The sequence below is a fragment of the Amycolatopsis sp. NPDC043887 genome, assembly GCF_056435665.1.
The window spans coordinates 269714-293642 of record NZ_JBWKEB010000005.1 but is presented as its reverse complement, the minus strand read 5'-3'; the positions used below and the strand labels follow the sequence as shown (position 1 = coordinate 293642).

Below are 23929 nucleotides of genomic sequence, written 5' to 3'. Positions count from 1 at the left end.
GAACACGGAGGAAAAGCGGATGGCGCAGGCGCCACGGGGGGCCCAGGGAATCGACCCGGTGCTGGTGGTGGTCCCGACGTACAACGAGCGGGAGAACATCGGCCCGATCCTGGAACGCCTGCTCGAAGCACTCCCGGAGGTCAACGCCCTCGTCGTGGACGACGGCAGCCCGGACGGGACCGGCGACGTCGCCGACGAGCTCGCGAAGGCCGACGAGCGGATCCACGTCATGCACCGGACCGAGAAGGCCGGCCTGGGCGCCGCGTACGTCGCGGGTTTCCGCTGGGGACTCGCTCGTGACTACGCCACCATCGTCGAGATGGACGCCGACGGCTCACATGCGCCGGAGGATCTGCCGCGGGTACTGGCGGCCCTCGAGGACGCGGATCTGTCCATCGGCTCCCGGTACGTTCCCGGTGGCAGCACGGTGAACTGGCCGTTCCAGCGCAAGGCGCTCTCCTGGGTGGCGAACCTCTACGCGAGGATCGCGCTCGGCACGAAGATCAAGGACATCACGGCGGGTTTCCGCGCGTACCGCCGCACGGTGCTGGAGAAGCTCCCGCTCGACGAGATCGCCTCGCGGGGCTACTGCTTCCAGATCGACCTGGCGTTCCGCACGGCGCTCGCCGGGTTCGAGGTGGTCGAGGTGCCGATCACCTTCACCGAACGCGAGGTCGGTCAGTCGAAGATGAGCGGTTCGGTCGTGCGCGAGGCGATCGTCCTGGTCGGTCTGTGGGGGCTCAAGCGTCGCTGGCAGCAGCTTCGCGGGCTGGCCAAGAAGGGCTGACCCCCAGCACGCTCACCCCGAGCTTTCCCAGTTCCTTCACCGTCGGCTCGTCCGGCGCCGCGTCGGTGATCACGCCCGCGACGTCGGACAGGGGGAGCACGGTGAACGGCGAGGCCGCGCCGATCTTCTCCGAACTGGCCAGCACGTAGGTGTCGGCGGCCCGTTTGGCGAGGGTGCGTTTCATCGCGGCCTCGTCGGAGTCGCCGGTGGTGAGCCCGGTCTCGGGATGCACGCCGGTGACGCCGAGGAAGAACAGATCGGCGTTGATGCCCTCGGCCGCCTCGGCCGCGGCCGCCCCGCAGGTGACGGCGGAGTGCTTGAAGAGCCGTCCGCCGATGAGGAACACCTCGACCTTCGGATGCGTGACGAGCGCGGCCGCGACCGTGGGGCTGTGCGTGACGATTGTCGCTTCGAGGTCGACGGGGAGTGCCTTCGCCAGCGCGAGCGCGGTCGTGCCGCCGTCGAGGATGACCGTCGATCCCAGCCGGATCAACGCTGCTGCACGTTTCGCGATCCGTTCCTTGCCTGCGACGCTGACCGCCATGCGCGTCGCGTAGTCCGCGGTGGCCGGGGAGACCGGCAGGGCTCCGCCGTAGACCCGCTGACAGAGCCCGGCGTCCGCGAGTTCTCGCAGGTCACGGCGGATGCTGTCTTCCGATACGCCGAGTTCGGCGGCGAGGTCCTTCGCCACGATGCGGCCTTCGCTCTTGAGTCGTTCCATCAGCAGGTCTCGTCGCTGCGCAGCCAACATGTGCACGTTCCTCCTTGTTCCTGCCGATTGTTGCACATTATGCTCCGGCGCATGAGCAAACCTCTGATGATCCTCATCGCCGGACCGTTCCGCTCCGGAACCGGCGACGACCCCGAACTCCTCGCCCGTAATCTCGCCCGGCTCGAAGAGGCGGCCTGGCCGATCTTCCGCAGCGGGCACGTGCCGATGATCGGCGAGTGGGTCGCGCTCCCGGTGCTGCGCGGCGCAGGCGGGAAGACCGTCGCCGACCCGATCGCCAAGGAGGTCATGTATCCGACGGCCGACAGGCTGCTGCATCACTGCGACGCCGTCCTGCGGCTGCCGGGCGAATCCACCGGCGCCGACCAGGACGTCGCCATCGCGCTCTCCCGCGGCCTGGCGGTGTATCACCATGTCGAGGACATCCCGGGGTATCAAGCCGCGTGACCACGTGTGACGTTTCCGCCGGCTGTACTCAGCAGGCGGAAACGTTCCTCTGGAGTTCCGCGAGTACAGCGCGGATCGCCGGGCTCGCCTCGGCGCTGCGGCGCCACGCCGCGTGCACCTCGCGCCTCGGCGGGCGCCGCAGTGGCCGGACGACGAGCCCGTCGGCCAAGGGCGGGCGCGCCAGCCGCGGGATCAACGCGAGTACCTCGCCCGAGGCGACGAGCGACAACTGCGTGGAGAAGTCGTCCACCAGATGCCGGACGTCGGGCTCCTCCGGCAGTTCGGCGAACAGGCGCCGGAACCACTGGTGGCACACCGTGCCCGGCGGACTGGTGACCCACGCGTGCCCGGCCAGGTCCGCACCGTCCAGCGGCGGCTCGGCTCGCGCCAGCGGATGGGCCCTGGCCATGACGACGTCGCCGAGATCGGTGTGTACGAGACGTCGGGCAAGGGCGGGCGAGAGCGGGACAGGCAGGCCGTCGGCGTCGTGCAGGAGCGCGAGATCGGCCGTACCGGACTCGACGCTGTGCAACGCCTGGTCGGGATCCTGCTCGGTGATGTGCAGCCGGAGATCGGGGTAGCGCCCCAGCAGCCGCACGTGAACGGGGGCCAGGAGCCCGCGGATACCCGTCGAGAACGCGGCCACCCGTAAAATCCCGCGAGGCGCGCCCTCCGCCACCGACTGAGCGGCCTCGGCGCAGCGCTCGAGTGCCTGGAACACCTCCAGGGACGAGTCGACCACGGCCTGACCTGCCGGAGTGAGCACGACTCCGCGTCCGGCCGGAGCGAGCACGGGCATCCCGATCTGGCGCTCCAGCCGCTTGATCTGCTGCGACACCGCCGACGCCGTGAACCCCAGTTCGTCCGCCGCCCGCGCCAACGTCCCCAGTGCGGCCACCGACCGCAGTGCCCGCAGGGCTCCGACCTCGATCATGAAGCGATACTACGCAATACCGGCCAAAAACCATCGCTGGACCGCAGGTATCGACGCCGACAGGATCGACCGCATGACCGAGACCCTCTTCGGCTCCAACCTCGTCGCCATGGTCACCCCGATGGAACCCGACGGCGCACTCAGCGAACCCGGCCTCTCCAGCCTGGTCGACCACCTGCTGAACACCGGCTGCGACGGCATCGTCGTCGGCGGGACCACCGGCGAGTCACCCACCCTGACCGACACCGAAGCCGCCCGGCTCGTCCGCACCGTGGCCGGCCACGCCAGGAACCGGGCGCGCGTGATCGCCGGCGTCGGCACCTACGACACCACCGCCTGCATCCGGCGCGCGAAGGAAGCCGAGGCGGCCGGCGCCGACGCGCTCCTGCTGGTCTGCCCCTACTACTCCAAGCCGACACAGGCTGGGATCGCGGCACACTGCCAGGCCGTGGCCGACGCCACCGAACTACCCGTGATGCTCTACGACGTCCCGGCCCGCACCGGAACGGCCATGGAGGCGGCGACCCTGATCGAACTCGCCCGTCACCCCAGGATCCGAGCCGTGAAGGACGCCAAAGGCGACCTGTTCGAAGCGATGTCAGTCATGGCGCACACCCGGCTGGCCTACTACTGCGGCATCGACGAACTCAACCTGCCGTACCTCGCCGCGGGAGCCACCGGCCTGGTCAGCGTCGTGGGCAACGCCTACGCCGACCGAAACGCCGAACTCATCGCCGCCGTACGCGGGGGAGACCTCGACACCGCGCGGACCCTCAACGCCGCGCTGCTTCCCCTGGCCGACGCGTTCATGCGCACCTCGCAGGGAGCGATCATGGCCAAGGCCGCACTGGCCGAACTCGGTGTCATCCCGCACGCGACGGTGCGGCTCCCGCTGCTGGATTCGCCACCCGAGCACCTGCTGCGACTCCGAGACGTCTTGGCGCCTCTCCGCACCGGGGCTCTCGTGGGTGATACGAGCTGTTAGTGCCAAGGGTGCCCTAGTGGCCGCGCGGCGGTGTGGGTGGTCGTCGCCGTGCACGGTGGCAGTTTCGCGTGTCGTCCGCCGGATCACGCGTGTCGTCCGGTCAATCACGCGAAACCCGGTGGTCGTGAGTGTTTCGGGTCGTTCTAGCGACCCGGAACACGCACGACCACGCATCCCCGAGACACGGCGAAGCCCCCGCGGTGGGAGGTCGCGGGGGCTTCGCCGGTTCGTGGTGGGGCTAGCTACTTGTGCCGTGCGTCAGGCGGACCGGGTGGTCCTGCGTCCCTTCAGCTCGGCGAGACGTTCGTTGAGCAGATCTTCGAGCTCCGGGATCGAACGGCGCTCCAGGAGCATGTCCCAGTGCGTCCTCGGGGGCTTGACCTTCTTCTGCTCCGGCTGCCCGCCGTCCACGATCTCGGACTCGCTGCCGTGCAGCCTGCACTCCCACACCGAGGGGATCTCGGCGTCGTCGGAGAAGGGCACCTCGAACTCGTGGTTCTTGGGGCAGGCGTAGCGCACGGTGCGCCGAGGCGCGAGGTCGTGGTTGCGGTCGGTCTCGTAGCTGACCGCTCCCAGCCGGCTTCCACGGAGAACACGGTCGGCCATGATGGGGGTCCTTTCAGTCAGCTCCGGGTGGAGCCAGGGTGATGCTCACCCTATGCAACGACAGTGACGGCCAGAGGATTCCCTGGACAGCATGTCCTTGCTCACGATGAGCTGTGTCACCCGGTGGCAACAGCTTCTCCTAGTAGGAGTGGTTTCGCGCTCTGGCGTGACGTCAATACGGCCATCTTGGTGCGGATATCCCCCAGATGGGCTAGTAGTACGCCTGTCACGTCAACCGTAACTGACCGTGTTGGGCCGAGGAGGGCCCCAGGTCGCCCAGTCGAAAGTGGCGACGGCACAATACCTGATAACGGACCGTATTCGGTTCGCCCTCAGAACGTGATACCGGTGAAGATTCAACGACCATCTGTTCGGTATCTGCCACCACCACGGTGTCGCCGGCCCGCAGCACCTCGCCGTCGGACACCCGCGCGTTGAACCGCCCGGTCTGCCCGCACCAGCACAGCACCTCGACCTGAACCGGCTGCAACTCGTCCGCCAGCTCGAACAACCGCGCCGCACCCGGGAACAACACACTCCGGAAATCCGTCGCGATCCCGAAGCAGTACACGTCGATCTGGACGTCATCCGCCAGTTCGGCCAGCTGATCCACCTGATCGGGCGACAAGAACTGCGCCTCGTCGACGATCAGGTAATCCACATGCCGCCCGGCCGCCCACTGCTCACGCACCAGCAACCGCAGATCGGTCTCGTTCCCCACCTCGATCGCCTTGCGCGTCAATCCGATCCGGCTCGTGATCTGCGGCTCCCCGGACCGGTCATGCCGCACCAGCACCATCCCACGACGACCCTGCCGCGCGTGGTTGTGGTCGATCTGCAAAGCCAGCGTCGACTTCCCGCAGTCCATCGGCCCGTAACAGAACTTCAGCTTCCCGACGACCGGCACACCCCGCCGTGAACCCGCCACCGGCACCGACGACAACGCGTCCGTGGGATCCGGGCCACTCTCCTTCAGTACGGTCACGACGCCCGACCCTATCGGCACGCTCCGCCCTCACAGCACCGCCGGTGGCCGGTTGCCCGCCGCCTCGATCGCCCGGCGCACCGGCACCAGCCACACGAACACGAAACCGAGCACGAAGAAGATCACCAGAGCGATGATCGCGTACCGGAACGAGCCGGTGATCTGCCCGACCGCCGCGAACAACAGCGGACCGAGCCACGACGTCCCCCGCTCACCGACCACGTACAGCGAGAAGTACTGCGCGTCCTTTCCATCCGGGATCATCTGCCCGAACAACGACCGCGACAACGCGTTCGTTCCCCCCAGCACCAGCCCGATCCCGACCGCCACCGCGTAGAACTGCAGCGGTTGCCCGGCCTGGATGAAGAACGCGAAGCACAGCACGGCCACCCAGGCCACCAAACTGCCCAGAATCGTCTTCTTCGCCCCGATCCGCGCCGCGATCGCCCCGTGGATCATCGCCCCGGCGTACGCCAGGAACTGGATCACCAGGATCGTGACGATGAGCACCTGGGTGCTGTACTTCAGCTCGTCCTTGCCGTACTGCGCCGACACCGCCACCACCGTCGTGATCCCGTCGGTGAAGACCAGATAGCTGCCGAGGAACGCCAGCGTCAGGGGATAGGCCCTCGCCTCCTTGATCGTCTGCTTCAACTCCTTGAACCCGGCCGTCAGCACCGACAGGCCACGCTCGCCCGACTTCGGCACATGAGTCTGGGGGAGCGCCCGCACCGCCGGGATCGTGAACACCGCCCACCAGATCCCCGACGTCAGGAAGCAGATCTGGATCGCCAGTCCTTCACTCACCCCGAAGAACTCGTGCCCCATGAAGAACCCGAGCTGCAGCGCCAGCGCCAGACCACCGCCGAGATACCCGAAAGCCCATCCCTTCGACGACACCGCGTCCCGCTCATCGGGCTCCGCGATGTCCACCAGGAACGAGTAGTAGACGACCAGCGCACCGCCGTAACCGATGTTGGCCAGGATGAACGTCCAGACCCCGACCTCCCAGTTCGTCCCCGCGATGAAGAACATCAACGCCGACGCCACCGCACCCAGGAACGCGAACCCGCCGAGGATCCGCCGCTTGTGCCTGCTCCGGTCCGCGATCGCACCGGCGATCGGCAGCACCAGCACCTGCGTCACCGTCGCGATCGACAGCAGATACCCCCACAGCGAACCAGCGGGGAAGTGGAGCCCGAACAAGGAGACGTCGCAGTTCTGAAGGGTGCTCGAAGCTCCACTCGAATCGGTGCACGCCCTGTCCCCGTTAAGGGTGAAATTCGTCTTCGCGTCCGCCGACGCGATCTCGCTCAAATAGAGCGCACCGAAGACGGTGATCACCGACGAATAGAACGGCGAATTGGCCCAGTCATAGAGGTACCAAGCCCGCCACACCCGCTTGCGATCACGGGTCCCGGCCACCGTCATGCACTGCTCCTGAAGTCGAGAACGTCGAGGTCAGCGGGAGACTACTGGTGATCACACCCACCTGTCCGGCACGAGTCCGGACCGTGTTCGTTTCGACGCGGGACGAACCCTTCCCGGACACCTTCCCGACCATTGTCGGCGTGTCGCTGCCACGATCCCCGTGTGTTTCGTGTGAGGCTGGTGAGCGATCTGTGACTCTTGTGAAGCACGGGGCTGATACTTACTGTTCCGCTCATGAGGACCCATCGCCTTCGCACAGCACACCGCGTAGTGGCGAGAACACTCCTGCTCGCCCTCGCCGTGACGGGCCTGCAGATCGCCACCACCGGATCCGCCGCCGCGGATCCCCACGGCTCCCACTGGGCCAAGCTCCGCATGTGTGAATCGAGCGGGCGCTACAACATCAACACCGGCAACGGCTACTACGGCGCCTACCAGTTCGACCTGCCCACCTGGCGCAGCGTCGGCGGCCAAGGGCGACCCGACCAGGCCGCCCCCCGCGAGCAGGACTACCGGGCCCTCTACCTCTACCGCATGCGCGGCTGGCAACCCTGGGAATGCGCCGGCAAACTCGGCTTCCGCAACGACAGCGACGGCCGCAGCAAACGCGTCCCGTCCTACGCCGACTCCGCCTACATCGGCGGGGGAGGACAGCCCGCCCCGCCGCCTCCGCCCAAGCCGAAGCCCACCCCGCCCGCTCCGCCAGGCGGACCCAAACCCGCCTGGCCCGGCGTCGTCTACGCCTACGGCGACTGCGCGGTACCCCTGAAGCAGTTCCAGCTGCGGATGAACGCCTTCGGCTACGGCTTCACCGGAACAGGCTGCTACTACGACAAAACCCGCGAAGCCGTCCTCGCCCTCCAACGAGCCAACGGCATCAACGACTCAGGACGGCTCGGACCCAAGACCTGGGACGCCGCCTGGAACGGAAAAGCACCCCGATGACGTCCCCGCGTTTAGTCCTCTAAATGCGCTTACAACGCATTTAGAGGACTAAACGCGGATCAGGAAGGCCAAGCGCCGCGTTCCCGAAGAACGTCACGCAGCAGATCCGGCCGGTCCGTCACGATCCCGTGCACCCCGAGATCCAGCAACAGCCGCATCTCCGCCGGATCGTCCACCGTCCACGTGTGGACCTCGAAACCCCCACGCGTCGCCTGCCGCAGGAACGCCCGGTCCACCACCTTCAATCGCCCCTGCCGCACCGGCACCTGCGCCATCGCACCCCGTGACAAGGCCCGCAACGACACCAGCGGCAAGAACCCGTTCGCCCACATCACCGCCACCGAACGCGGCCCCATCGCGGTAACCAGCTTCGGCCCCGCCAGCTTCCGGATCCGCGCCAGCCGCGCGTCGGAGAACGACGCCGCCGCGACCCGGTCGTACGCCCCGGTCCGCTCGATCGCCCGCACGAAGGGCGCCACCGCCTCGTTCGACTTCACATCGATGTTGAACCGCGCCTCCGGCAGCTCCTCGAGGACGTCCTCCAGCCGCGACAACGGCGCACGGCCACCGACCTTGACCGTCCGCAACTGAGCCCACGTCTGCCGGGAGATCAACCCCGCACCGTCCGTCGTCCGGTCCAACGACGCGTCGTGATGAACGACCACCACACCATCCGACGTCGCGTGCACATCCGTCTCCAGGTAGCGATAACCCTCCGTCACCGCCTGCTGGAAGGCAGGCAACGAGTTCTCCAGTCCTTCCAGGTCACCGAGGTGCCAGCCCCGATGGGCGAAGGCACGCGGGAGCGGGTCGGCGAGGTACGGAAACAGTGTCGGCACCCCACTAGTGTGCACTTCGGTCGTGGCCCCGGCATGATCGCCGGATGGCCAGCTAGGGTCTGATCCGTGAGGGAAGTGGCCGAACACCCGAAGACATCCGCCGAAGAGGTGTCCGAACTCCGCCGCGCGGGGGTACCCAAACACTGCGGATGGTGCGGCCGACGGCTCGAACAAGGCGGCAACGTCGGCAGGCGCCGCCGCTACTGCGGGCAATCCTGCCGCCAGCGCGCCTACGAACGCCGCACCGCCCTCCAACGCAGCGGACTCCCCGAAGACGCCGTCGTCCTCTCCGACACCGAGATCGCCACCCTCCAGGACAGGCTCTTCCAACTCCGCTGCGCCGCCGAAGACGTCGTCACCGCGGCCGACGACGGCGCTTCCGTCGCCGAACTCCGCGGCCTCGCCGGCGAAATCGCCCAAGCAGCCAAGGACCTCGAACAACTCCGCTGAGCTACAAGATCCCGTCCAGCGCCCGGTACGTCCGGTTGCTCGCGGCCGCCGCACGCTGCTCACGTCCGGTCGCCTCGATGTAGTTCTGGCTGGTCGCGAGGCTCGCGTGCCCCAGCAAAGCCATGATCTCGGACGCCGTCGCGCCGTCCTCCGCCAGCCTTGTCGCGAAGGTGTGCCGCAACGCGTGGAGGTTCGCCCCGACCGGCACGCGGTCGTGCAGGCCTGCCCACCGATAGCAGGATTTGACGAGGTACTCGAGCGCGCCGCGGCCGATCGGCTCGCCCGCACGATCCCGGAGGAGGGGAGTGGAGGGCCCGAACCGTTGCTGCGGGAACCGCCGACGACAGGAGGCCAGGTACTCCTCGATGATCTTCTCCATGATCGGCTGCACCGGGATCGACCGGTCGCGGCTTCCCTTGCCATGGACGTGCAGCCGCATCTCGCCCTGACGGCCGACCAGCGATCGCGCCGTCAGGGCCCGCATCTCGGCGGCACGCAGCCCGGCGACCAGCCCCAGCGCGATCACCAAGACGTCCCGCTCCGGCCATGGATCTCGTGTCCGGCGCGAGCCGTCGGCGGCGGCAGCGAGCAGCTGCTCCGGGGTTTCCTCACCGCGCAACGGTTTCGGCGTCAGCGGAGGCGCCTTCGGCCGGGCGACCGCGCCCATCGGATTGCCCGCGAGCAACCCGTCGGACACGCAGAAGGTGAGGAACTGATTCCAGGTCGACCAGGCGCGGAGCACCGAACTCTTCGCGTGGGTGTCTGCGAAGGCACCGAAGGCGTTGCGGAGCGCCTGGGCGGTGAGCATCTCAACAGTGAGTTCGTCAGGGGAGCGGTCCAGTTCGCGAAGCAGAAGTGCGGTGATGCCGGCGAGGTCGCGGCGGTAGGCGTCGGTGGTGTGAGGAGAATCCTTACGGGGACGACGTGCGGCGAAAAAGGCTTGCTGTGCCTCGGAAACCCTCATGAACATCTTGTACCGCATGGCACCGACAGTCTTACACTCGGTTATATTCCGTTTCATGCATAATAGTGATTATGCATGAAACGGAGTGATGGGTCCGGAAACCCCTCGCGGGGGATCCCGGTTCGCCCGTCGCTCTCCGGGGTGTCATGAAAGGGTCATTCAGGACGAAAAGCGTCAGGAACGACCCTTTCGTGACACTTGGGCCACCTAGGCGGCACTTGGGTCCATGTCGTCGCCAGACTGGCCGACTCGACGAGATCCAACCGCGCCTGACGCCTCCATTGATCATCAATGGCTCCGTGAGACCCACATCGATTCGTCACAGTGACGTATTGAGGCTGGGTGATCGGACCTCCGTTTCGCGTCGCCGGGGGTGCCATGGGTCGCCTCAGGAGATCTGTGGCGACCCGGTTCAGGGTGAGCCAAAGGGAGCCATGCCCGCATCAGGCGTGGCGAAGGGCGCTTTCACTGCATGAAATGCGACGAAGGACCCCTTCGCGCCTGCATCGAGGCCCCTCTCGGCCATCGTTATCCAGGTCAGCCAAAGTGCCGATAATGTACATTATGTCAAGTAAGGTCAGGACATGTCCTCCCTCAGGCTGAAGCGGGACATGGTTCGATGCCCTGGTGATTCCTACCGAAGCCGACCTTGCCGACGCGTTGACCACGGCCACTCGTGCAGCCGTCACAGACCTGTTCCGCGACAACCCCGGCCACACGTTCTACTACGTCACGCTGACCACGCCCGGCGAAGCCTTTGGTCCGGCTCTGTCGGCGTGGTCGCACGAGGCGCTGACACAGCGACCAGACGCCGACGACGTCCGCTACTCCTACGCCGATTCACCGTTTTCGATCGGTGGTGAGGAACATCTGAAGCCGGTCCGCGAGCTGTTCGCCGCCCGGCCGGAGGTGTTCGACATCGCCGACGACGATGCCTCCGACGCGGAGTTCGATCTTCGGCTTCGTGCGATGGAGACGGCGCTGCGCAGGCTCTCTGACGAAGGTCTGTTCGGTGTCGGCGAAGCTCGCGGGAACGTGCTGGTTCTGGCCGAGGTCGTTCCTGACGACGAGGAGAACGTCGCCCGTGCTCGTCGGCTCAACCCGCCCGGGCCGGCGTTGGACGCTTGGCTGGCTTACTGGGGCCTGGCCTGAATCCTGCGGCGAATACCCGCCACAGGATGTCGTGTATTCGGTGGATCGCGGACTTCGGCTCGCCGGACTCCCCCGACGCTGACAAGGTCATGCACGCCCAGCTCGACACCCCGCACGGATACACGCTGATGGCTTGCGACGTTGACGGCCAGGTCGAGGACGTGCCGCACTCCCCTGGCAACAACGTCGCGGTCTACCTCGGTGGCGATGGCGAACTCCGCGGCCATTTCGAGAAGTTGTCCGTCGGCGGCACGGTGACCATGCGGCTGGAGAAGCAGGTGTGGGGCGACGAGGCCGGCGCGCTCGTGGACAAGTTCGGGATCACCTGGATGGTCAACATCGCCAACGCTACTTCGCGTCGGGCGGGACCAGACGCCGGGTGATCCGGTCGAACAGTTCCACCATAGGCTCGCTGACGTCCCCGCCGAACTCCGTCAGCTAGGGTCGTTTTTCGGAAGAGAACCTGGGGGTAGCCGAAATGTCCGAGTGCGCCGCTGTGCATGTCGATCCGTCGAACGAGCGGATGTTGATGGCGTGGGACGGTGACGACGGCGCTCTTTGGGCGCAGCGCGCGCAGCGTTTCGACGACGGTGTCGCTGCTTATCGCGACACGTTCTTCGCCGCGGCCGGCATCAGGCCGACTGACAACGTCCTCGACGTCGGTTGCGGTGCGGGTCAGACGACGAGGGACGCGGCGCGGTTCGCCAGTCGCGGTTCCGCGCTGGGTGTCGACCTCTCCGGTGAGATGCTGGTTCTCGCTCGTCGGCTCGCCGAGGATGAAGGCGTTCCCAATGTCTCTTTCGCGCAGGTGGACGCGCAGATCCATCCGTTCGCCGAGGCGCGGTTCGATGTGGTGATCAGCAGGCACGGATCGATGTTCTTCGGTACTCCCCTGGCCGCGTTCTCCAACTTGGCCAGGGCGACAAGGCCTGGTGGCCGTTTGATCCTGCTGACGTGGCAGCCGTTGCGGCTCAACGAGTGGATCACCACGTTCCGGACGATCTTCGCGGCGGGTCGTGAGGTGCCGTCGTCGGATCTCGCGCTGAGCGACCCGGCCGAGACCGAGAAGTTGCTGGTCTCGGCCGGGTACTCCGACGTCCGGTGCACCGCGGTGACCAAGCCGATGTACTTCGGCCAGGACGTGGATGACGCGGCCGACTTCATCGTCGAGCAGCATGGTGGCCGGTTGAGCGACCTGGATGAGGCCGCTCGCACCGCGGCTGTGGATGCCTTGCGAGCCGATCTCGCCGAGCACCAGACCGACCGAGGCGTTTTCTACGGCTCGGCGGCCTGGCTCGTCGAGGCCCGGCGTCCTTGAGCTACTGCTTGCGGGCGATCAAGTAGGCCTGTGGCGTGCTTTCGAATTCCTCGGACGGCTCACGGACGAGGGTGGAGAGCACGCTGAACTTCGCCTCCCCCAGCTGCTCGGTGATCTTCTCGGGCGACAGGCGGTAGGCGTCGCAGGAGATGTCGTGCCCATAGGCGTGCTCGATGTGGCGTACTTCGTCGCCGACCTGGAAGGCCACGAGCAGGTGGCCGCCCGGGGCGAGGATCCGGTGGAAGTCGGCGAAGATCTCCGGCAGCCGCTCTCGTGGTGTGTGGATGATGGAGTACCACGCGACGACGCCGGTCAATGCACCGTCCTCAATGGACAAACCGGGCATCTCCCCTACCCGGAAGTCCAGGTGGGGGTACCACTTGCGGGCGACGGCGACCATTTCCGGGGAGAGGTCGATGCCGTGGATGTCGAGGCCCAGCTGGTGGAGGTACTCGGTGATGCGGCCGGGTCCGCAGCCGATTTCGGCGACGCGGCCGCCGCCGGCGGCCTGGACGAGTTCGGTGTACGCGCCGAGCACGGCGCGGTCCCAGGTGGATCCGGCGAGGTGGTCGCGGAGCAGTTCGGCATAGTCGGCCGCGACCGTGTCGTAGGCGGTGCGGGTGGTTTGGAGGTAGTCGGTCACGGCGGCGACCCTAGACCCGAGCACCGACAACAATCGTCGCGTACAGCGCTTCGTCGGTGACCACTTCGGGGGTCAATCCGTTGTGTGCCATGGCTTCCGCGGTGCTCGCGGCCTGGCTTTCGCCGGTTTCGATCAGCAGGTGCCCGCCCGGTGCGAGCCATTGTGGGGCTTCGGCGGCGACGCGGCGGTGGACCTCGACCCCGTCGTGCCCGCCGTCGAGGGCGACGCGAGGTTCGTGGTCGCGTGCTTCGGGCGGCATCATCGCGATGGCGTCGGTGGGGACGTACGGGGCGTTGACGACCAGGATGTCGACCCGGCCTCGTAGCGTCGCGGGTAGTGGTGTGTAGAGGTCGCCTTCGAAGACCTCTCCCCTGGCTTGGGCGACGTTGACGCGGGCGCAGCGGACTGCGGCGGGCTCGATGTCGGCCGCGTAGAGCCGGATGTCGCCGAGTTCGGCGGCGATGGCGGCGCCGAGTGCGCCGGTGCCGCAGCAGAGGTCGAGGACGACCGCTCCTGGTCCGGCGAGGGTGGCGGCGTGGCGGACGAGGAGTTCTGATCGTTGCCGTGGCACGAAGACGCCGGGTTCGACGGTGATGCGCAGTCCGTGGAATTCCGCCCAGCCGAGGATGACTTCGAGCGGTTCGCCGTCGATGCGGCGCTGGATCATGGTGTCGAGTTCGTCGGGGGTGCGGGCTTCGGCGGTGATCAGGTGGGCTTCGTCTTCGGCGAAGACGCATCCGGCGGCCCGGAGCTTTTCGATGACGGTCACTGGTTTCGCAGTCTGGTGAGGATTCCGTCGAGGGCCTGGCGGACGGTGTCGGGGACGCCGTTGGTGCGCAGGTCGGTGAGGAATTGTTCGTTGAGCCCGCCGGGGGTCATGTGTTTGCCGGTGAGGGTTTCGAGGGAGCCGCTCTGCTGGACGAGGGAGTGTCCGAGCTGGCCGAAGATGTGGCTGGTGAAGGCGGTCGCCGTGGTGTCCTCGATGCCTTGGTCGGTCATCCAGGCGGCGATGGTGCCGAGGTAGTCGAGGTGGGCGGCGAAGGTGGCCGTGGCGCCGCTGAAGACGTCGAGGTCCTTCTCCGCGGCGGGGACGACGCTGCCACCGATGCTGTCGAAGAGGGCTCGGGCTTCGGGGTTGTCGGGGTACATCGCGGTGAGGCTTTGGCGGCGCGCGGCCGGGGGCAGGGGAATGCTCCGGACGACTTCGCGGGCGGGGGCGGCCCAGTCGCGCAGCCGGTCGAGGGGGACGCCGGCGAGGGCGCTGATCAGGACGTGGTCGGGCCGGAAGGTGAGGTCTCGGAGGACTTCTTCGGCGATCGGCGGGCGGACGGCGAGCACGATGGTCGTGGCGCTGTCGAGGACGGCTTGGTTGCTGTCGCGGACTTCGACGTTGGCGAAGCGTGCCGAGAGTTCTTGGCCGACGCTGCGGCTGCGGGGTGAGAGGAAGATCGAGGGCGGGTCGGTGATGTCCTTGCTGAGGCCTTCGACGATGGCGGCGGTGATCTCGCCCGCGCCGACGAATCCGTAGTCCATGGTCAGGCTCCCGTGTGGCCGTCGACGCGTTCGCGGATGAGGTCGGCGTGGCCGTTGTGGCGGGCGTATTCGCCGATCATGTGGAGGTAGAGCATGCGCAGGGAGAACGGGTTCCCGCCGAGGTCGAAGGTGTCGTCGAGGGATCCTTCGGCGGCGGCTTCGTCGGCGAGCCGGATCTCGTCCAGGAGGATGTCGTATGCCTCTTCGGCTTTGGCGGCGTCGAGGACTTCGAAGTCGTGGTCCTTGCCGAGGGCGGGGTCGTAGAGGGGTTCGATGTCCTGTGCGGCGTAGCGCAGGCGGAACCAGAAGCGTTCGACCTTGGCGAGGTGCCGGACGAGGCCGAGCAGGGTCATGTTCGACGGCGGGACCGATGCCGTGGCGAGCTGTTCTCCGGTGAGGCCGGCGAGTTTGTGGAGGAAGGTGCTGCGGTGCCAGGCCAGCAGGGAGGGCAGGAGGGTCGGCTCGTCGGCGGCGGTGTCGCCGGACGGCCGGGTCACCTCGGGGGCGGTCCATGTCATAGCGGCGATCATGCCATCGGGTGACGTGGGGTTCGTGGTGCGCCCGCTGGGGTGAGCGGGGTCACGTGGAGGCTGCTGAATCCTTTCGCGAGGGTCGCGGCTCTTGTAGGGGCCGGGACAAGCTCGGCGCAGGAGGAGGTTGTCGTGGAGGCCGAGTGGCCGAGGGAATCGTTGATCGTGGCGGCGCAGGGCGGGGACGCGTCCGCCATCGCCGCGCTGGTCTCGGGTTCCCATCCGCATGTGCAGCGGTTCGCGCGGTCGCTGTGTGCTTCGCCGGAGGACGCGGAGGATTCGGCGCAGGAGGCGCTGATCATCCTGTACCGGAAGATCGGCACGCTGCGGGCCACGGGTGCGCTCGCGTCGTGGATGTTCCGGATCGTGCGCAACGAATGCCTCCGTCGGGCGCGCCGGGTGGTGCGTGGTGCGGGTCCGGCGGATTCCGTCGCGGTGGTTTCGGCCGAGGAAGACGCGTTGGATCGGCTGGAGGCGCAGCGGGTGGCCGCGGCGATCGCCGAGTTGCCCGCCGACCAGCGTCGCGTCTTGATCATGCGTGACATCCAGGGGCATTCGGGCCGGGCGGTCGCCGACGCGCTCGGTCTGAGCACGGCCGCGATGAAGTCCCGGCTGCACCGTGCGCGGGCGACGGTCCGTGCCTTTCTCGACGACCCCGCTTCCTGACCTTCTTTTGAGGAGTTTTCATGCTCGAAATCGGTTCCACGGTCCCTGATGTCGCGCTGGAGGACACGACCGGGCAGGTCGTGCGGCTTTCGGAGTTCCGCGGTACGGCCGGAGTGCTGATCTATTTCATGCGCTCGACCACGTGTCCGGTGTGCACCGGCCATGTGAAGGACCTGGCGGCGCGGTCCGAGGAGCTGGCGGCGGCCGGTGTGCGGGTGTTGGTGGCGGTTCCCGAGGGCCGGGCGGAGGCCAAGGCGTGGCGGGCGAAGCGCGGGTTGTCGCTCCCGGTGGTCTCGGGCCGGAACGGCACGCCGCATGAGGCGTTCGGATTGGCGAAGAAGATGCTGCAGCAGTCGGGCAGTGTGCTGATCGACCGGGACGGGGTGGTCCGGCATGCCCATGCGGCGACCATGCCGACGAGTGCTTATGACAAGAAGGGCATCGCCAGGGCGGTGGAGGGGCTCGCCAGGGTGCGTTGACTGAAGGTGTGAATCAGTGCTTCACTTCTTGGGTGCCGTATCGACGTACACCGAAGGTCCAGGAGCGCCTGGACGCCCAGCGCGACGCCGTTCTCGCCGCCGCCATGGAGCAATTGGCCGAGCGCGGGTACGCGGGTTGCTCGGTGTCGGCGGTCGCCGAACGGGCGGGCGTGGCGGTCGGGAGCGTGTACCGCCACTACCCCACCAAGGCCGCCCTGGTCGTGGAGTTGTTCCGCAAGGTCGTCACGCGTGAGGTCGAGGCGGTGCGCGAGGTGTCGGAGCGGCCCGGCACGCCTGCCGAGCGGGTCGTGGCGGTCTTCGACACCTTCGCGAGCCGGGCGCTGAAGACGCCGCGGATGGCGTACGCGCTGCTGGCCGAGCCCGTCGACGCGCCGATCGAGGCCGAGCGGCTGGTGTTCCGGCGTGCCTTCCGTGACGTCGTGGCCCAGCACGTGGCCGACGGCGTCCGGTCCGGGGCGCTGCCCGCCCAGGACGCGGACGTCACCGCGGCGGCGCTCGTCGGGGCGGCCGCCGAGGTGCTGATCGGCCCGTTGACCACCGGCAGTGCGGACGAGGTGTCCGGGCTGCGCACTTTCGTCCTGCGTTCCTTGGGAGGTTCCGATGCCGAGCACTCATGAGGTCACCAATCAGGTCCCGCCGCTGGCGGAGTACGACGTCGCCGCCGACCCGGCCTTGCTGGAAGGGCTGGAGCGGGCGGGCGCGGGCTGGGCGGTGGCCGAGGTCCACGCCCTCGGCAGGCTGGCCGGGAGCGAGCAGGCCCAGGAGTGGGGCAGGCTGGTCAACGAGAACGAGCCGGTGCTCCGGACGCACGACCGGGTCGGGAACCGGATCGACGAGGTCGAGTTCCACCCGCACTGGCACGAGCTGATGGACGTCGCGGTGTCCCATGGGTTGCACGCGGCGCCGTGGCGGGATTCCCGGCCGGGTGCGCACGCGGCGCGGGCAGCGAAGATGTACGTCTGGGGCCAGGTCGACGCGGGGCACACGTGCCCGATTTCGATGACGTACGCGGCGGTTCCGGCGTTGCGGTTCAATCCCGAGCTGTCCGCGCGGTACGAGCCGCTGCTGGCGGCGACGGAGTACGACTTCGGGTTGCGTGAGCCGAGTTCGAAGCGCGGGCTCATCGCCGGGATGTCGATGACGGAGAAGCAGGGTGGCTCCGACGTCCGGGCGAACACCACCACGGCGCGGCCGCTCGGCGACGGCGGTTATGTGATCGTCGGGCACAAGTGGTTCACCTCGGCGCCGATGTCGGACATGTTCCTGACGCTGGCCCAGGCACCGGGCGGGTTGTCGTGTTTCCTGCTCCCCCGGATCCTGCCGGACGGCACGCGCAACGGGATCCGGTTGCAGCGGCTGAAGGACAAGCTGGGCAACCGGTCCAACGCGTCCTCGGAGATCGAGTACGACGACGCGATCGGCTGGCTGATCGGCGAGGAAGGCCGCGGGGTGCGCACCATCATCGAGATGGTGAACAACACCCGGCTGGACTGCGCGGTCGGGAGCGCGTCGGGTATGCGGTACGGCGCCGTGCGGGCGGTCCACCACGCGCGGCATCGTCGCGCGTTCGGGGCGAATCTGGTGGATCAGCCGCTGATGGGCAACGTGCTGGCGGACCTCGTCGTGGAGTCCGAGGCGGCGACGACGGTCGGGATGCGGCTCGCGTCGGCCACCGACCGGCCGGAGGACGAGCAGGAGCAGGCGTTCCGGCGGCTGGGGCTGGCGGTGACGAAGTACTGGGTGTGCAAACGCGGTCCGTCGCACGCGGTGGAGGCGCTGGAATGCCTCGGCGGGAACGGGTACGTCGAGGAGTCGGGGATGCCGCGGCTCTACCGTGAGGCTCCGCTGATGTCGATCTGGGAGGGTTCGGGCAACGTCGCGGCGCTGGACGCGTTGCGGGCGATGGCGAAGCAGCCGGAGTCGGTGGCGGCGTATTTCGCGGAGGTCGAGCAGGCGTCCGGTGCCGACGCGCGGCTGGACGACGCGGTGGGCAGGCTGCGCAAGGAACTGTCGGATCTGTCGGACATCGAGTACCGGGCGCGGCGGCTGGTCGAGTCGATGGCGCTCGTCCTGCAGGGTTCGTTGCTGGTGCGGCACGGGACGCCGGCGGTGGCCGACGCGTTCTGCGCGTCGCGGCTGGGCGGCGACTGGGGTGTCGCGTTCGGGACGCTTCCGTCCGGAGTGGACACGCGGGCGATCATCGCCCGTGCGGAGGTCTGAGCGGCCGGGAGGATCGGCCTCCCGATGACGGCTCGTCCGTGAAGGCCTCCTTGCTTACCCTGAAGGTAGGCAAGGAGGCCTTCACTCCTCGCTGAGTTCCTTGGGTGGCGGCCCTGCCGAGGTATGTCGAGGTGTCGCGCAGGTAAGTGAGTCCTTTTCGCGCGTTCCGGACTCTCGGTGCCCGCATGACCACGTGCTGCGCCGGTCCGGCCGACTCCCCCGGCCGGACCGGCGCCGAGCACTGCGAACAACCGCACGATTGCGGAATTCGGGTGCATGCAAGGGCTCGCGCTTCGGCTACGTTCGTCGGTCATGGTCGATCGCCGAAGATGCCTGGTCCTGGTCCCCCTGGCGCTGTTCGCCGCCGGCTGCGCGACAGCGACTCCGACGCCGATCTTCGCCGCGGCGAGTTCGAGGCCTTCCGCGGGAAGTGTGCTGATGGAGGCGGCGGCCCCGTCCGGCGCGCCGTTCGTCGCGGTGGACGGGCGGAATCTGAAAGCCTGCTCGGATGGGGAGTGTGAGGTGCTGGTCCGGACCGGCGACCAGATCCCGAACGACGGCGGCGCCGGCCCGCTCGCGGTCACGGTCCAGTCCGGGAAGGTGGGTCTCGCTCCGGCTTCCGGCGGGATGGGCGAGGCGGTGTCGGGTCCGCCGGGGATGGTGCACCAGATCAACCGGCAGGTGATCGCCGTCGTCGCGGTGCAGGGTGACGAGGGGATCGTCCGGCTCAACCGGAAATAGCTCTGTACCTACTAGTATGTACGACATGCATGCGATGCAGTACGAGATCACCCTCCCCGCCGACTACGACATGGGCATCATCCGCGAACGCGTCGCCACGCGCGGGCATCTGCTCGACGACTTCGGCGGTCTGGGGCTGAAGGTCTACGGGATCCGCGAGCGCGGCGTCGACGGCTCGACGCTGAACCAGTACTCGCCCTTCTACCTGTGGCACGACGAGGCCGGGATGAACGCCTTCCTGTTCGGCGGTCCGTTCAGCGGCATCGTCGAATCCTTCGGGCGTCCCGCCGTGCAGCACTGGACCGTGCTCGGGTTCGAGGAAGGACCCGCTTTCGGCTCGACCCCGGTCGCGGCGGGAAAGCACGCCGTGCGGATCCCCGACGAGACCGACCCGGTCGCCTTCCTCGGCGAAGCACTCGACGGACTTCGCGAGCATCTGCGCCAGGACGGCGCGCATTCGAGCGCGCTCGCCGTCGATCCGCGGACCTGGCAGGTCGTCCGCTACAGCCTGTGGGCGGGCGAGGCGCCGGAGTCGGACGAGGTTCGTTACCGGATCCTCCACCTGTCCTCGCCGCACCTGGATCAGCTGCGGCGAGGACGGCAGTGGGATCAGCCGAGCAAGGCGGCGAACAGCGCGCCGGGATCGGCTTCGGGCGGGCCGGCGGGCCACTGATCCCGGTACGGGTACCAGAGACCGTCCTTGCCCAGCCGCACCTGCACCCCGGTTCCGTGGACGGTGCAGTGGTTGCGTTCGGCGTCCAGCCCCTGGCCGGGGTCGTCCACGACCTCGGCGAACGCGGCCCGTGCCCGGCCCATCGCCTGCGGCGGCGGGGTCCACGTGGTCTCCAGGACGTCGAGACCGGTCCGGCCACCGTACCGCCAGGCGAGCACCGCACGGTCGAAGTCCTCAGCGCTCTCGGCCGGGCGCAGCCTGTCGACGGTCTCCGGATGAGTCGCAGCGAGGCGGACGGCGTCCTGCTTACGGGTGAGCTTCGGCCGCGACGTCAGCAGCGCACCTGCCATCTGGCTCGCGTTGGCGACCAGCAGGGCGAAGGTCTCGGCCGGGATGCCGGGCGCACCCGGCACAGTCGGGCCTCCAGTGGGAGCGAATCCGGCGAGATCCGGCAACGAACCCGGCTCGTCGGCGTACGCGCGCTCGGTCGGGACTTCGTCGTCGCCGGTGCGCACGAACCGGGGAGCGTTGCGTCGCTGCAATTCGTCGAGCAGTTCCCGCTCCCCCTTGCCGCGCATCAACAGCAGCACGAACGGATCCGCGTCGAGCAACCACGAAGCCTGGAACGACAGCGCGGCGGCATGGCGGCACGGCAACTCCCAGCCGGGGCAGTCGCAGTCCGGGTCGAGGTCGCCGATCCCGGGCAGCAGATGCACCCCGGCGTCGTCGGCGGCCTCGACGAGGTCGTGCGGCATGTCCCGGTCCAGCAACGCGGCGAGATGCCCGGCGCGCGAGGCGACCCGGTCGAGGAACCGGTCCCACTCGTCGCCGGTCAGCTCCGCGAGACGGACCTCGGTGCGGTACTGGCCCTCCTGGTCGTCGACCACGGCGGCGATCCGCCCAGGGCTGACCGTGATCGGACCGACCCGGCCCGCCGCGGCGTACTTGCGGCCCTGTTTGAGCTGACGGAGATCCAGCGCGGTGTCCTCCATCGCGCTGATCCACGCGCGGCCCCACCACGAGCGGGCGAACTGGCCGCGTCCGCTTTGGGCGCCGAAGGCGGGGAAACCGCGGACGCGGTCGTCTGGCGTGCTCATCGGCGGCTCCTCAACTCGACCAGTTCGGCCAGCTCGGCGTCGGTCAGTTCGGTCAGCGCGGCCTCGCCGCCGGCGAGCACCGCGTCGGCGAGCGCACGCTTCTCCCGCAGCATCGCCGCGATCCGGTCCTCGACCGTGCCCTCGGCGATGAGCCGGTGCACCTGCACCGGCCTGGTCTGTCCGATCCGGTACGCGCGGTCGGTCGCCTGGTCCTCCACCGCGGGGTTCCACCAGCGGTCGTAGTGCACGACGTGATCGGCGCGGGTCAGGTTGAGCCCGGTCCCCGCCGCCTTGAGCGACAACAGGAACACCGGCACCTCACCGGCCTGGAACCGGCGCACGAGCTCCTCGCGTTTGGGCACCGGTGTGCCGCCGTGCAGCAGCTGCGTGCCGATCCCGCGCTGCGCGAGATGACGTTCCAGCAGCCGTGCCATGGCGACATACTGGGTGAACACCAGCACCGATCCGTCCTCGGCGAGGATTGTGCCCAGAAGTTCGTCGAGCAGCTCGAGCTTGCCCGACCGCCCGTCCAGCACCGCTTCCGACGGCTCCTTGAGGTACTGCGCGGGGTGGTTGCAGATCTGCTTGAGTCCGGTGAGCAGCTTGACGATCCGGCCGCGGCGCGCGATGCCCTCACTCCCGGCGATCTCGGCCATCAGTTCGCGCACCGTCGCCTCGTAGAGGGCCGCCTGCTCGGCGGTGAGCGTCACCGGCCGGTCGGTCTCGGTCTTGGGCGGCAGCTCCGGCGCGATCCCCGGATCGGATTTGCGGCGGCGCAGCAGGAACGGCCGGACCAGCCGGGACAGGCGCTCCGCGGCCTCGGGGTCCTTCCCGGACTCGACCGGTTTCGCCCACACCCGGCGGAAGTCGGCCATGGTGCCGAGCAGGCCCGGTGTCGTCCAGTCCAGGATCGCCCACAGCTCGGCGAGGTTGTTCTCCACCGGGGTGCCCGTCAGCGCCACCCGCGCCGACGACGTCAGCGTCCGCAACGCCTTCGCCGTGCCGGAGCGGTGATTCTTGACGTGCTGGGCCTCGTCGGCGACCAGCAATCCCCAGCGGACACTCGCCGGCGGTTCCGGGTCGGCGCGCAGCGTGCCGTAGGTCGTGAGCACGAAGCCGTCGTCGAGATCCTCGAGTGAGCGTTCGGTGCCGTGGAACCGGCGCACCGGGACACCGGGGGCGAACCGGGTGATCTCGCGTTCCCAGTTCCCCAGCAGTGAAGCCGGGCAGACGACCAGCGTCGGTCCGTCCGCACGATGCAGGTGCAGCGAGATCAGCGTGATCGTCTTGCCGAGACCCATGTCGTCGGCGAGGCAGCCACCGAGCCCGATCGACGTCATGGCGGTGAGCCATTGCAGGCCGCGCATCTGGTAGTCGCGCAAGGTCGCGGCCAGCCCGCGCGGCGGTGCCTGCGGCTCAGGTGGCGCGAGCAGCCGTTCCCGCAACGCGGCGAGCCAGCCGTCGGTGAGGACGTCGACGCGTTCACCGTCGACCTCGGCCGTCCCGCTCAGGGCGGCGCCGAGCGCGTCGATCGGCGTGAGCGGCTTCAACGCGCGATCCCGCGCCTTCGCCGCCAACGCCGGATCGACCAGCACCCACTGATCGCGCAACCGCACGACAGGTCGGTGGGCCTCGGCCAGCGCGTCCATCTCTGCCGCGGTGAGGGGTGCGCCGCCGAGCGCGAGCTGCCAGTCGAACTGCAGCAACGTGCCGCCGGCGAAGAACGACGGAAGGTCGGCAGGCGGCGCGGCACCGCCGCCGACGACGGCCTTCGCGCTCAGGTCACGGACGAGATCGGCGGGCCAGTGCACGTCGATACCCGCCGTGGCCAGCAGGGGCGCGGCCGTGGTGAGCAGTTCGGTGATGTCGGTGTCGCCGAGTACGACCTCATCGGGCACCGCGGCGCTGAGCAGGGGTTCCAGCGGTGGCCACAGCTGGGCGGCGCGGCGAAGTGCCAGCATGACGTCGATCCGTGCTCGCGGGCCGAACCGGTCGTCGCCCGCCCAGAGCGCGGCGGCGTCGATCAGGACGCCGGGATCGGCGAGACTGTGCACCTGGACGACCCCGCTGAAGCGGCCGCTCGTGAAGTCGTCACCCGGTGCCTCGATCCGCACCGAGACCCGGACACCCGAATCCAGCCCCGCCGCGACCTCGGCCGCCCAGTCCCGCAACTGCGGGACACGATGCGCGGGCGCGGCGGCGAACGCCTTGACGCCCGCCGCCTGCGCGGCCGCCGGCGTGCGGGGAAGGGTGTCGGCCACGGCGTCGAGGAACGCACGCAGCAACGGATACCGCGCGGGAAGCAGGTTTCCCTCGCCCGGGATCGCTCGTGCCCGCGCCGGCATCGCTTCGGACAGCTCGCGCAGCCAAGCGGCATCGGCGGGTTCCAGCGGGCCCGCGCGCCAGGCGTCCACATCGGACTCCGTGAGCCCGGGCAGCAGCCTGCCCGCCTCGGCGAGCTTCAACGCCGCCGTGGCCGCAGTGCTCCAGAAACGCGCGGAGGGATCGTCGCTCTTACGAAGCCGCAGCAGCGCGGGGAGCGCCTCGACCATCGGTAGCCGTACGCACGGCACCGTGGTGACCTCGGGGAGGGCGACTGTCACCTCCCCGGTCCCCGGCGTGTTCCCCTCGGCGTTCCAGAAGACGAATCCGCTGGTCCGAGGGGGATTCTTCGGTTCGAAAACGACACTGCCGAAACCGTCGTGAGACGCCACTCAACCCCAATCTCTGTACGGTGTACAGTTCAGGATAAC

General features: G+C 68.5%; 27 protein-coding genes. 14 read left to right on the top strand and 13 right to left on the bottom strand.

The features are described from left to right. Positions 1 to 19: 19 nt before the first annotated feature. Positions 20 to 787, top strand: coding sequence for a polyprenol monophosphomannose synthase (locus AC069H_RS15920; protein ID WP_457954448.1), 768 nt, complete (start codon positions 20 to 22; stop codon positions 785 to 787). Here AC069H_RS15920 and AC069H_RS15915 read toward each other — a convergent pair. Further along, complete coding sequence (locus AC069H_RS15915) at positions 741 to 1538, bottom strand: DeoR/GlpR family DNA-binding transcription regulator (protein WP_478232933.1); 798 nt, start codon at positions 1536 to 1538, stop codon at positions 741 to 743. The two genes, AC069H_RS15920 and AC069H_RS15915, sit on opposite strands and share 47 nt — an antisense overlap. 51 nt (positions 1539 to 1589) lie before the next feature. Here AC069H_RS15915 and AC069H_RS15910 point away from each other — a divergent pair, with 51 nt between their 5' ends. Next, complete coding sequence (locus tag AC069H_RS15910) at positions 1590 to 1964, top strand: DUF4406 domain-containing protein (RefSeq protein ID WP_478232768.1); 375 nt, start codon at positions 1590 to 1592, stop codon at positions 1962 to 1964. 28 nt (positions 1965 to 1992) lie between these two features. Here the strand turns inward: AC069H_RS15910 and AC069H_RS15905 are convergent, their stop codons facing one another. Further along, positions 1993 to 2898, bottom strand: coding sequence for a LysR family transcriptional regulator (locus tag AC069H_RS15905; RefSeq protein ID WP_478232767.1), 906 nt, complete (start codon positions 2896 to 2898; stop codon positions 1993 to 1995). 73 nt (positions 2899 to 2971) lie between these two features. Here AC069H_RS15905 and dapA point away from each other — a divergent pair, with 73 nt between their 5' ends. Continuing rightward, positions 2972 to 3883 (top strand): 4-hydroxy-tetrahydrodipicolinate synthase, encoded by a 912-nt coding sequence (gene dapA, locus AC069H_RS15900; RefSeq protein ID WP_478232766.1) that lies wholly within the window; start codon positions 2972 to 2974, stop codon positions 3881 to 3883. A gap of 258 nt (positions 3884 to 4141) precedes the next feature. Here the strand turns inward: dapA and AC069H_RS15895 are convergent, their stop codons facing one another. From AC069H_RS15895 to AC069H_RS15885, 3 genes are all read right to left on the bottom strand, one after another. Continuing rightward, complete coding sequence (locus tag AC069H_RS15895) at positions 4142 to 4489, bottom strand: RNA polymerase-binding protein RbpA (protein WP_005151365.1); 348 nt, start codon at positions 4487 to 4489, stop codon at positions 4142 to 4144. A 226-nt stretch (positions 4490 to 4715) separates the two neighbouring features. After that, the gene (locus tag AC069H_RS15890; RefSeq protein ID WP_478232765.1) at positions 4716 to 5474 is read right to left on the bottom strand and encodes a thymidine kinase; all 759 of its coding nucleotides are present in this window, start codon (positions 5472 to 5474) and stop codon (positions 4716 to 4718) included. 30 nt (positions 5475 to 5504) lie between these two features. After that, positions 5505 to 6905 carry an MFS transporter gene (locus AC069H_RS15885; RefSeq protein ID WP_478232764.1) on the bottom strand — a complete coding sequence of 467 codons (1401 nt, stop codon included), beginning with the start codon at positions 6903 to 6905 and terminating at the stop codon, positions 5505 to 5507. 270 nt (positions 6906 to 7175) lie between these two features. On the opposite strand from AC069H_RS15885, the gene AC069H_RS15880 reads away from it, so the two are divergent. After that, positions 7176 to 7850, top strand: coding sequence for a transglycosylase family protein (locus tag AC069H_RS15880; protein WP_378436328.1), 675 nt, complete (start codon positions 7176 to 7178; stop codon positions 7848 to 7850). Between the two features lie 59 nt (positions 7851 to 7909). On the opposite strand, the gene AC069H_RS15875 is transcribed toward AC069H_RS15880, so the two are convergent. Beyond that, positions 7910 to 8689, bottom strand: a complete 780-nt coding sequence (locus AC069H_RS15875; RefSeq protein ID WP_478232763.1) for a glycerophosphodiester phosphodiesterase family protein — start codon at positions 8687 to 8689, stop codon at positions 7910 to 7912. 66 nt (positions 8690 to 8755) lie between these two features. On the opposite strand from AC069H_RS15875, the gene AC069H_RS15870 reads away from it, so the two are divergent. Beyond that, positions 8756 to 9139: a hypothetical protein gene (locus tag AC069H_RS15870; RefSeq protein WP_125677752.1), complete on the top strand. Its 384-nt coding sequence runs from the start codon at positions 8756 to 8758 to the stop codon at positions 9137 to 9139. A 1-nt stretch (position 9140) separates the two neighbouring features. Here AC069H_RS15870 and AC069H_RS15865 read toward each other — a convergent pair whose 3' ends face one another. After that, positions 9141 to 10121 carry a tyrosine-type recombinase/integrase gene (locus tag AC069H_RS15865; protein ID WP_219151799.1) on the bottom strand — a complete coding sequence of 327 codons (981 nt, stop codon included), beginning with the start codon at positions 10119 to 10121 and terminating at the stop codon, positions 9141 to 9143. Between the two features lie 609 nt (positions 10122 to 10730). Between AC069H_RS15865 and AC069H_RS15860 the strand changes: the two genes are divergently transcribed. From AC069H_RS15860 to AC069H_RS15850, 3 genes are all read left to right on the top strand, one after another. Further along, on the top strand, positions 10731 to 11255 hold the full coding sequence (locus tag AC069H_RS15860) for a DUF4303 domain-containing protein (protein WP_478228233.1): 525 nt from the start codon (positions 10731 to 10733) through the stop codon (positions 11253 to 11255). 26 nt (positions 11256 to 11281) lie between these two features. After that, positions 11282 to 11638 carry a VOC family protein gene (locus tag AC069H_RS15855; RefSeq protein ID WP_478232762.1) on the top strand — a complete coding sequence of 119 codons (357 nt, stop codon included), beginning with the start codon at positions 11282 to 11284 and terminating at the stop codon, positions 11636 to 11638. Positions 11639 to 11733: 95 nt separating this feature from the next. After that, on the top strand, positions 11734 to 12573 hold the full coding sequence (locus tag AC069H_RS15850) for a class I SAM-dependent methyltransferase (protein WP_478232761.1): 840 nt from the start codon (positions 11734 to 11736) through the stop codon (positions 12571 to 12573). A gap of 1 nt (position 12574) precedes the next feature. On the opposite strand, the gene AC069H_RS15845 is transcribed toward AC069H_RS15850, so the two are convergent. From AC069H_RS15845 to AC069H_RS15830, 4 genes are read right to left on the bottom strand one after another with little or no spacing between them, the layout of a single operon-like run. Further along, on the bottom strand, positions 12575 to 13216 hold the full coding sequence (locus AC069H_RS15845) for a class I SAM-dependent DNA methyltransferase (RefSeq protein ID WP_478228236.1): 642 nt from the start codon (positions 13214 to 13216) through the stop codon (positions 12575 to 12577). 10 nt (positions 13217 to 13226) lie between these two features. After that, the gene (locus tag AC069H_RS15840; protein WP_478232760.1) at positions 13227 to 13985 is read right to left on the bottom strand and encodes a putative protein N(5)-glutamine methyltransferase; all 759 of its coding nucleotides are present in this window, start codon (positions 13983 to 13985) and stop codon (positions 13227 to 13229) included. Further along, positions 13982 to 14749: an NAD(P)-binding domain-containing protein gene (locus AC069H_RS15835; protein ID WP_478232759.1), complete on the bottom strand. Its 768-nt coding sequence runs from the start codon at positions 14747 to 14749 to the stop codon at positions 13982 to 13984. The genes AC069H_RS15840 and AC069H_RS15835 overlap by 4 nt, the downstream gene beginning before the upstream one ends. A 2-nt stretch (positions 14750 to 14751) precedes the next feature. Next, positions 14752 to 15267: a DinB family protein gene (locus AC069H_RS15830; RefSeq protein ID WP_478232758.1), complete on the bottom strand. Its 516-nt coding sequence runs from the start codon at positions 15265 to 15267 to the stop codon at positions 14752 to 14754. A 144-nt stretch (positions 15268 to 15411) separates the two neighbouring features. Between AC069H_RS15830 and AC069H_RS15825 the strand changes: the two genes are divergently transcribed. From AC069H_RS15825 to AC069H_RS15800, 6 genes are all read left to right on the top strand, one after another. Then, the gene (locus AC069H_RS15825; RefSeq protein ID WP_478232757.1) at positions 15412 to 15945 is read left to right on the top strand and encodes an RNA polymerase sigma factor; all 534 of its coding nucleotides are present in this window, start codon (positions 15412 to 15414) and stop codon (positions 15943 to 15945) included. A gap of 20 nt (positions 15946 to 15965) precedes the next feature. Then, positions 15966 to 16424 (top strand): peroxiredoxin family protein, encoded by a 459-nt coding sequence (locus AC069H_RS15820; RefSeq protein WP_478228241.1) that lies wholly within the window; start codon positions 15966 to 15968, stop codon positions 16422 to 16424. A 32-nt stretch (positions 16425 to 16456) separates the two neighbouring features. Then, complete coding sequence (locus AC069H_RS15815) at positions 16457 to 17062, top strand: TetR/AcrR family transcriptional regulator (RefSeq protein WP_410646765.1); 606 nt, start codon at positions 16457 to 16459, stop codon at positions 17060 to 17062. Then, positions 17046 to 18665: an acyl-CoA dehydrogenase family protein gene (locus tag AC069H_RS15810; protein WP_478232756.1), complete on the top strand. Its 1620-nt coding sequence runs from the start codon at positions 17046 to 17048 to the stop codon at positions 18663 to 18665. Before AC069H_RS15815 ends, AC069H_RS15810 begins: the two co-directional genes overlap by 17 nt. 312 nt (positions 18666 to 18977) lie before the next feature. Then, entirely contained in the window at positions 18978 to 19406 is a 429-nt protein-coding gene (locus AC069H_RS15805; protein ID WP_478228243.1) for a hypothetical protein, read from the top strand. A gap of 25 nt (positions 19407 to 19431) precedes the next feature. Further along, positions 19432 to 20079, top strand: coding sequence for a DUF4865 family protein (locus AC069H_RS15800; RefSeq protein WP_478232755.1), 648 nt, complete (start codon positions 19432 to 19434; stop codon positions 20077 to 20079). On the opposite strand, the gene AC069H_RS15795 is transcribed toward AC069H_RS15800, so the two are convergent. Further along, on the bottom strand, positions 20016 to 21176 hold the full coding sequence (locus tag AC069H_RS15795; RefSeq protein ID WP_478232754.1) for an SWIM zinc finger family protein: 1161 nt from the start codon (positions 21174 to 21176) through the stop codon (positions 20016 to 20018). The genes AC069H_RS15800 and AC069H_RS15795 overlap by 64 nt on opposite strands. Further along, complete coding sequence (locus AC069H_RS15790) at positions 21173 to 23890, bottom strand: DEAD/DEAH box helicase (protein WP_478232753.1); 2718 nt, start codon at positions 23888 to 23890, stop codon at positions 21173 to 21175. The genes AC069H_RS15795 and AC069H_RS15790 overlap by 4 nt, the downstream gene beginning before the upstream one ends. Positions 23891 to 23929: the final 39 nt, after the last annotated feature.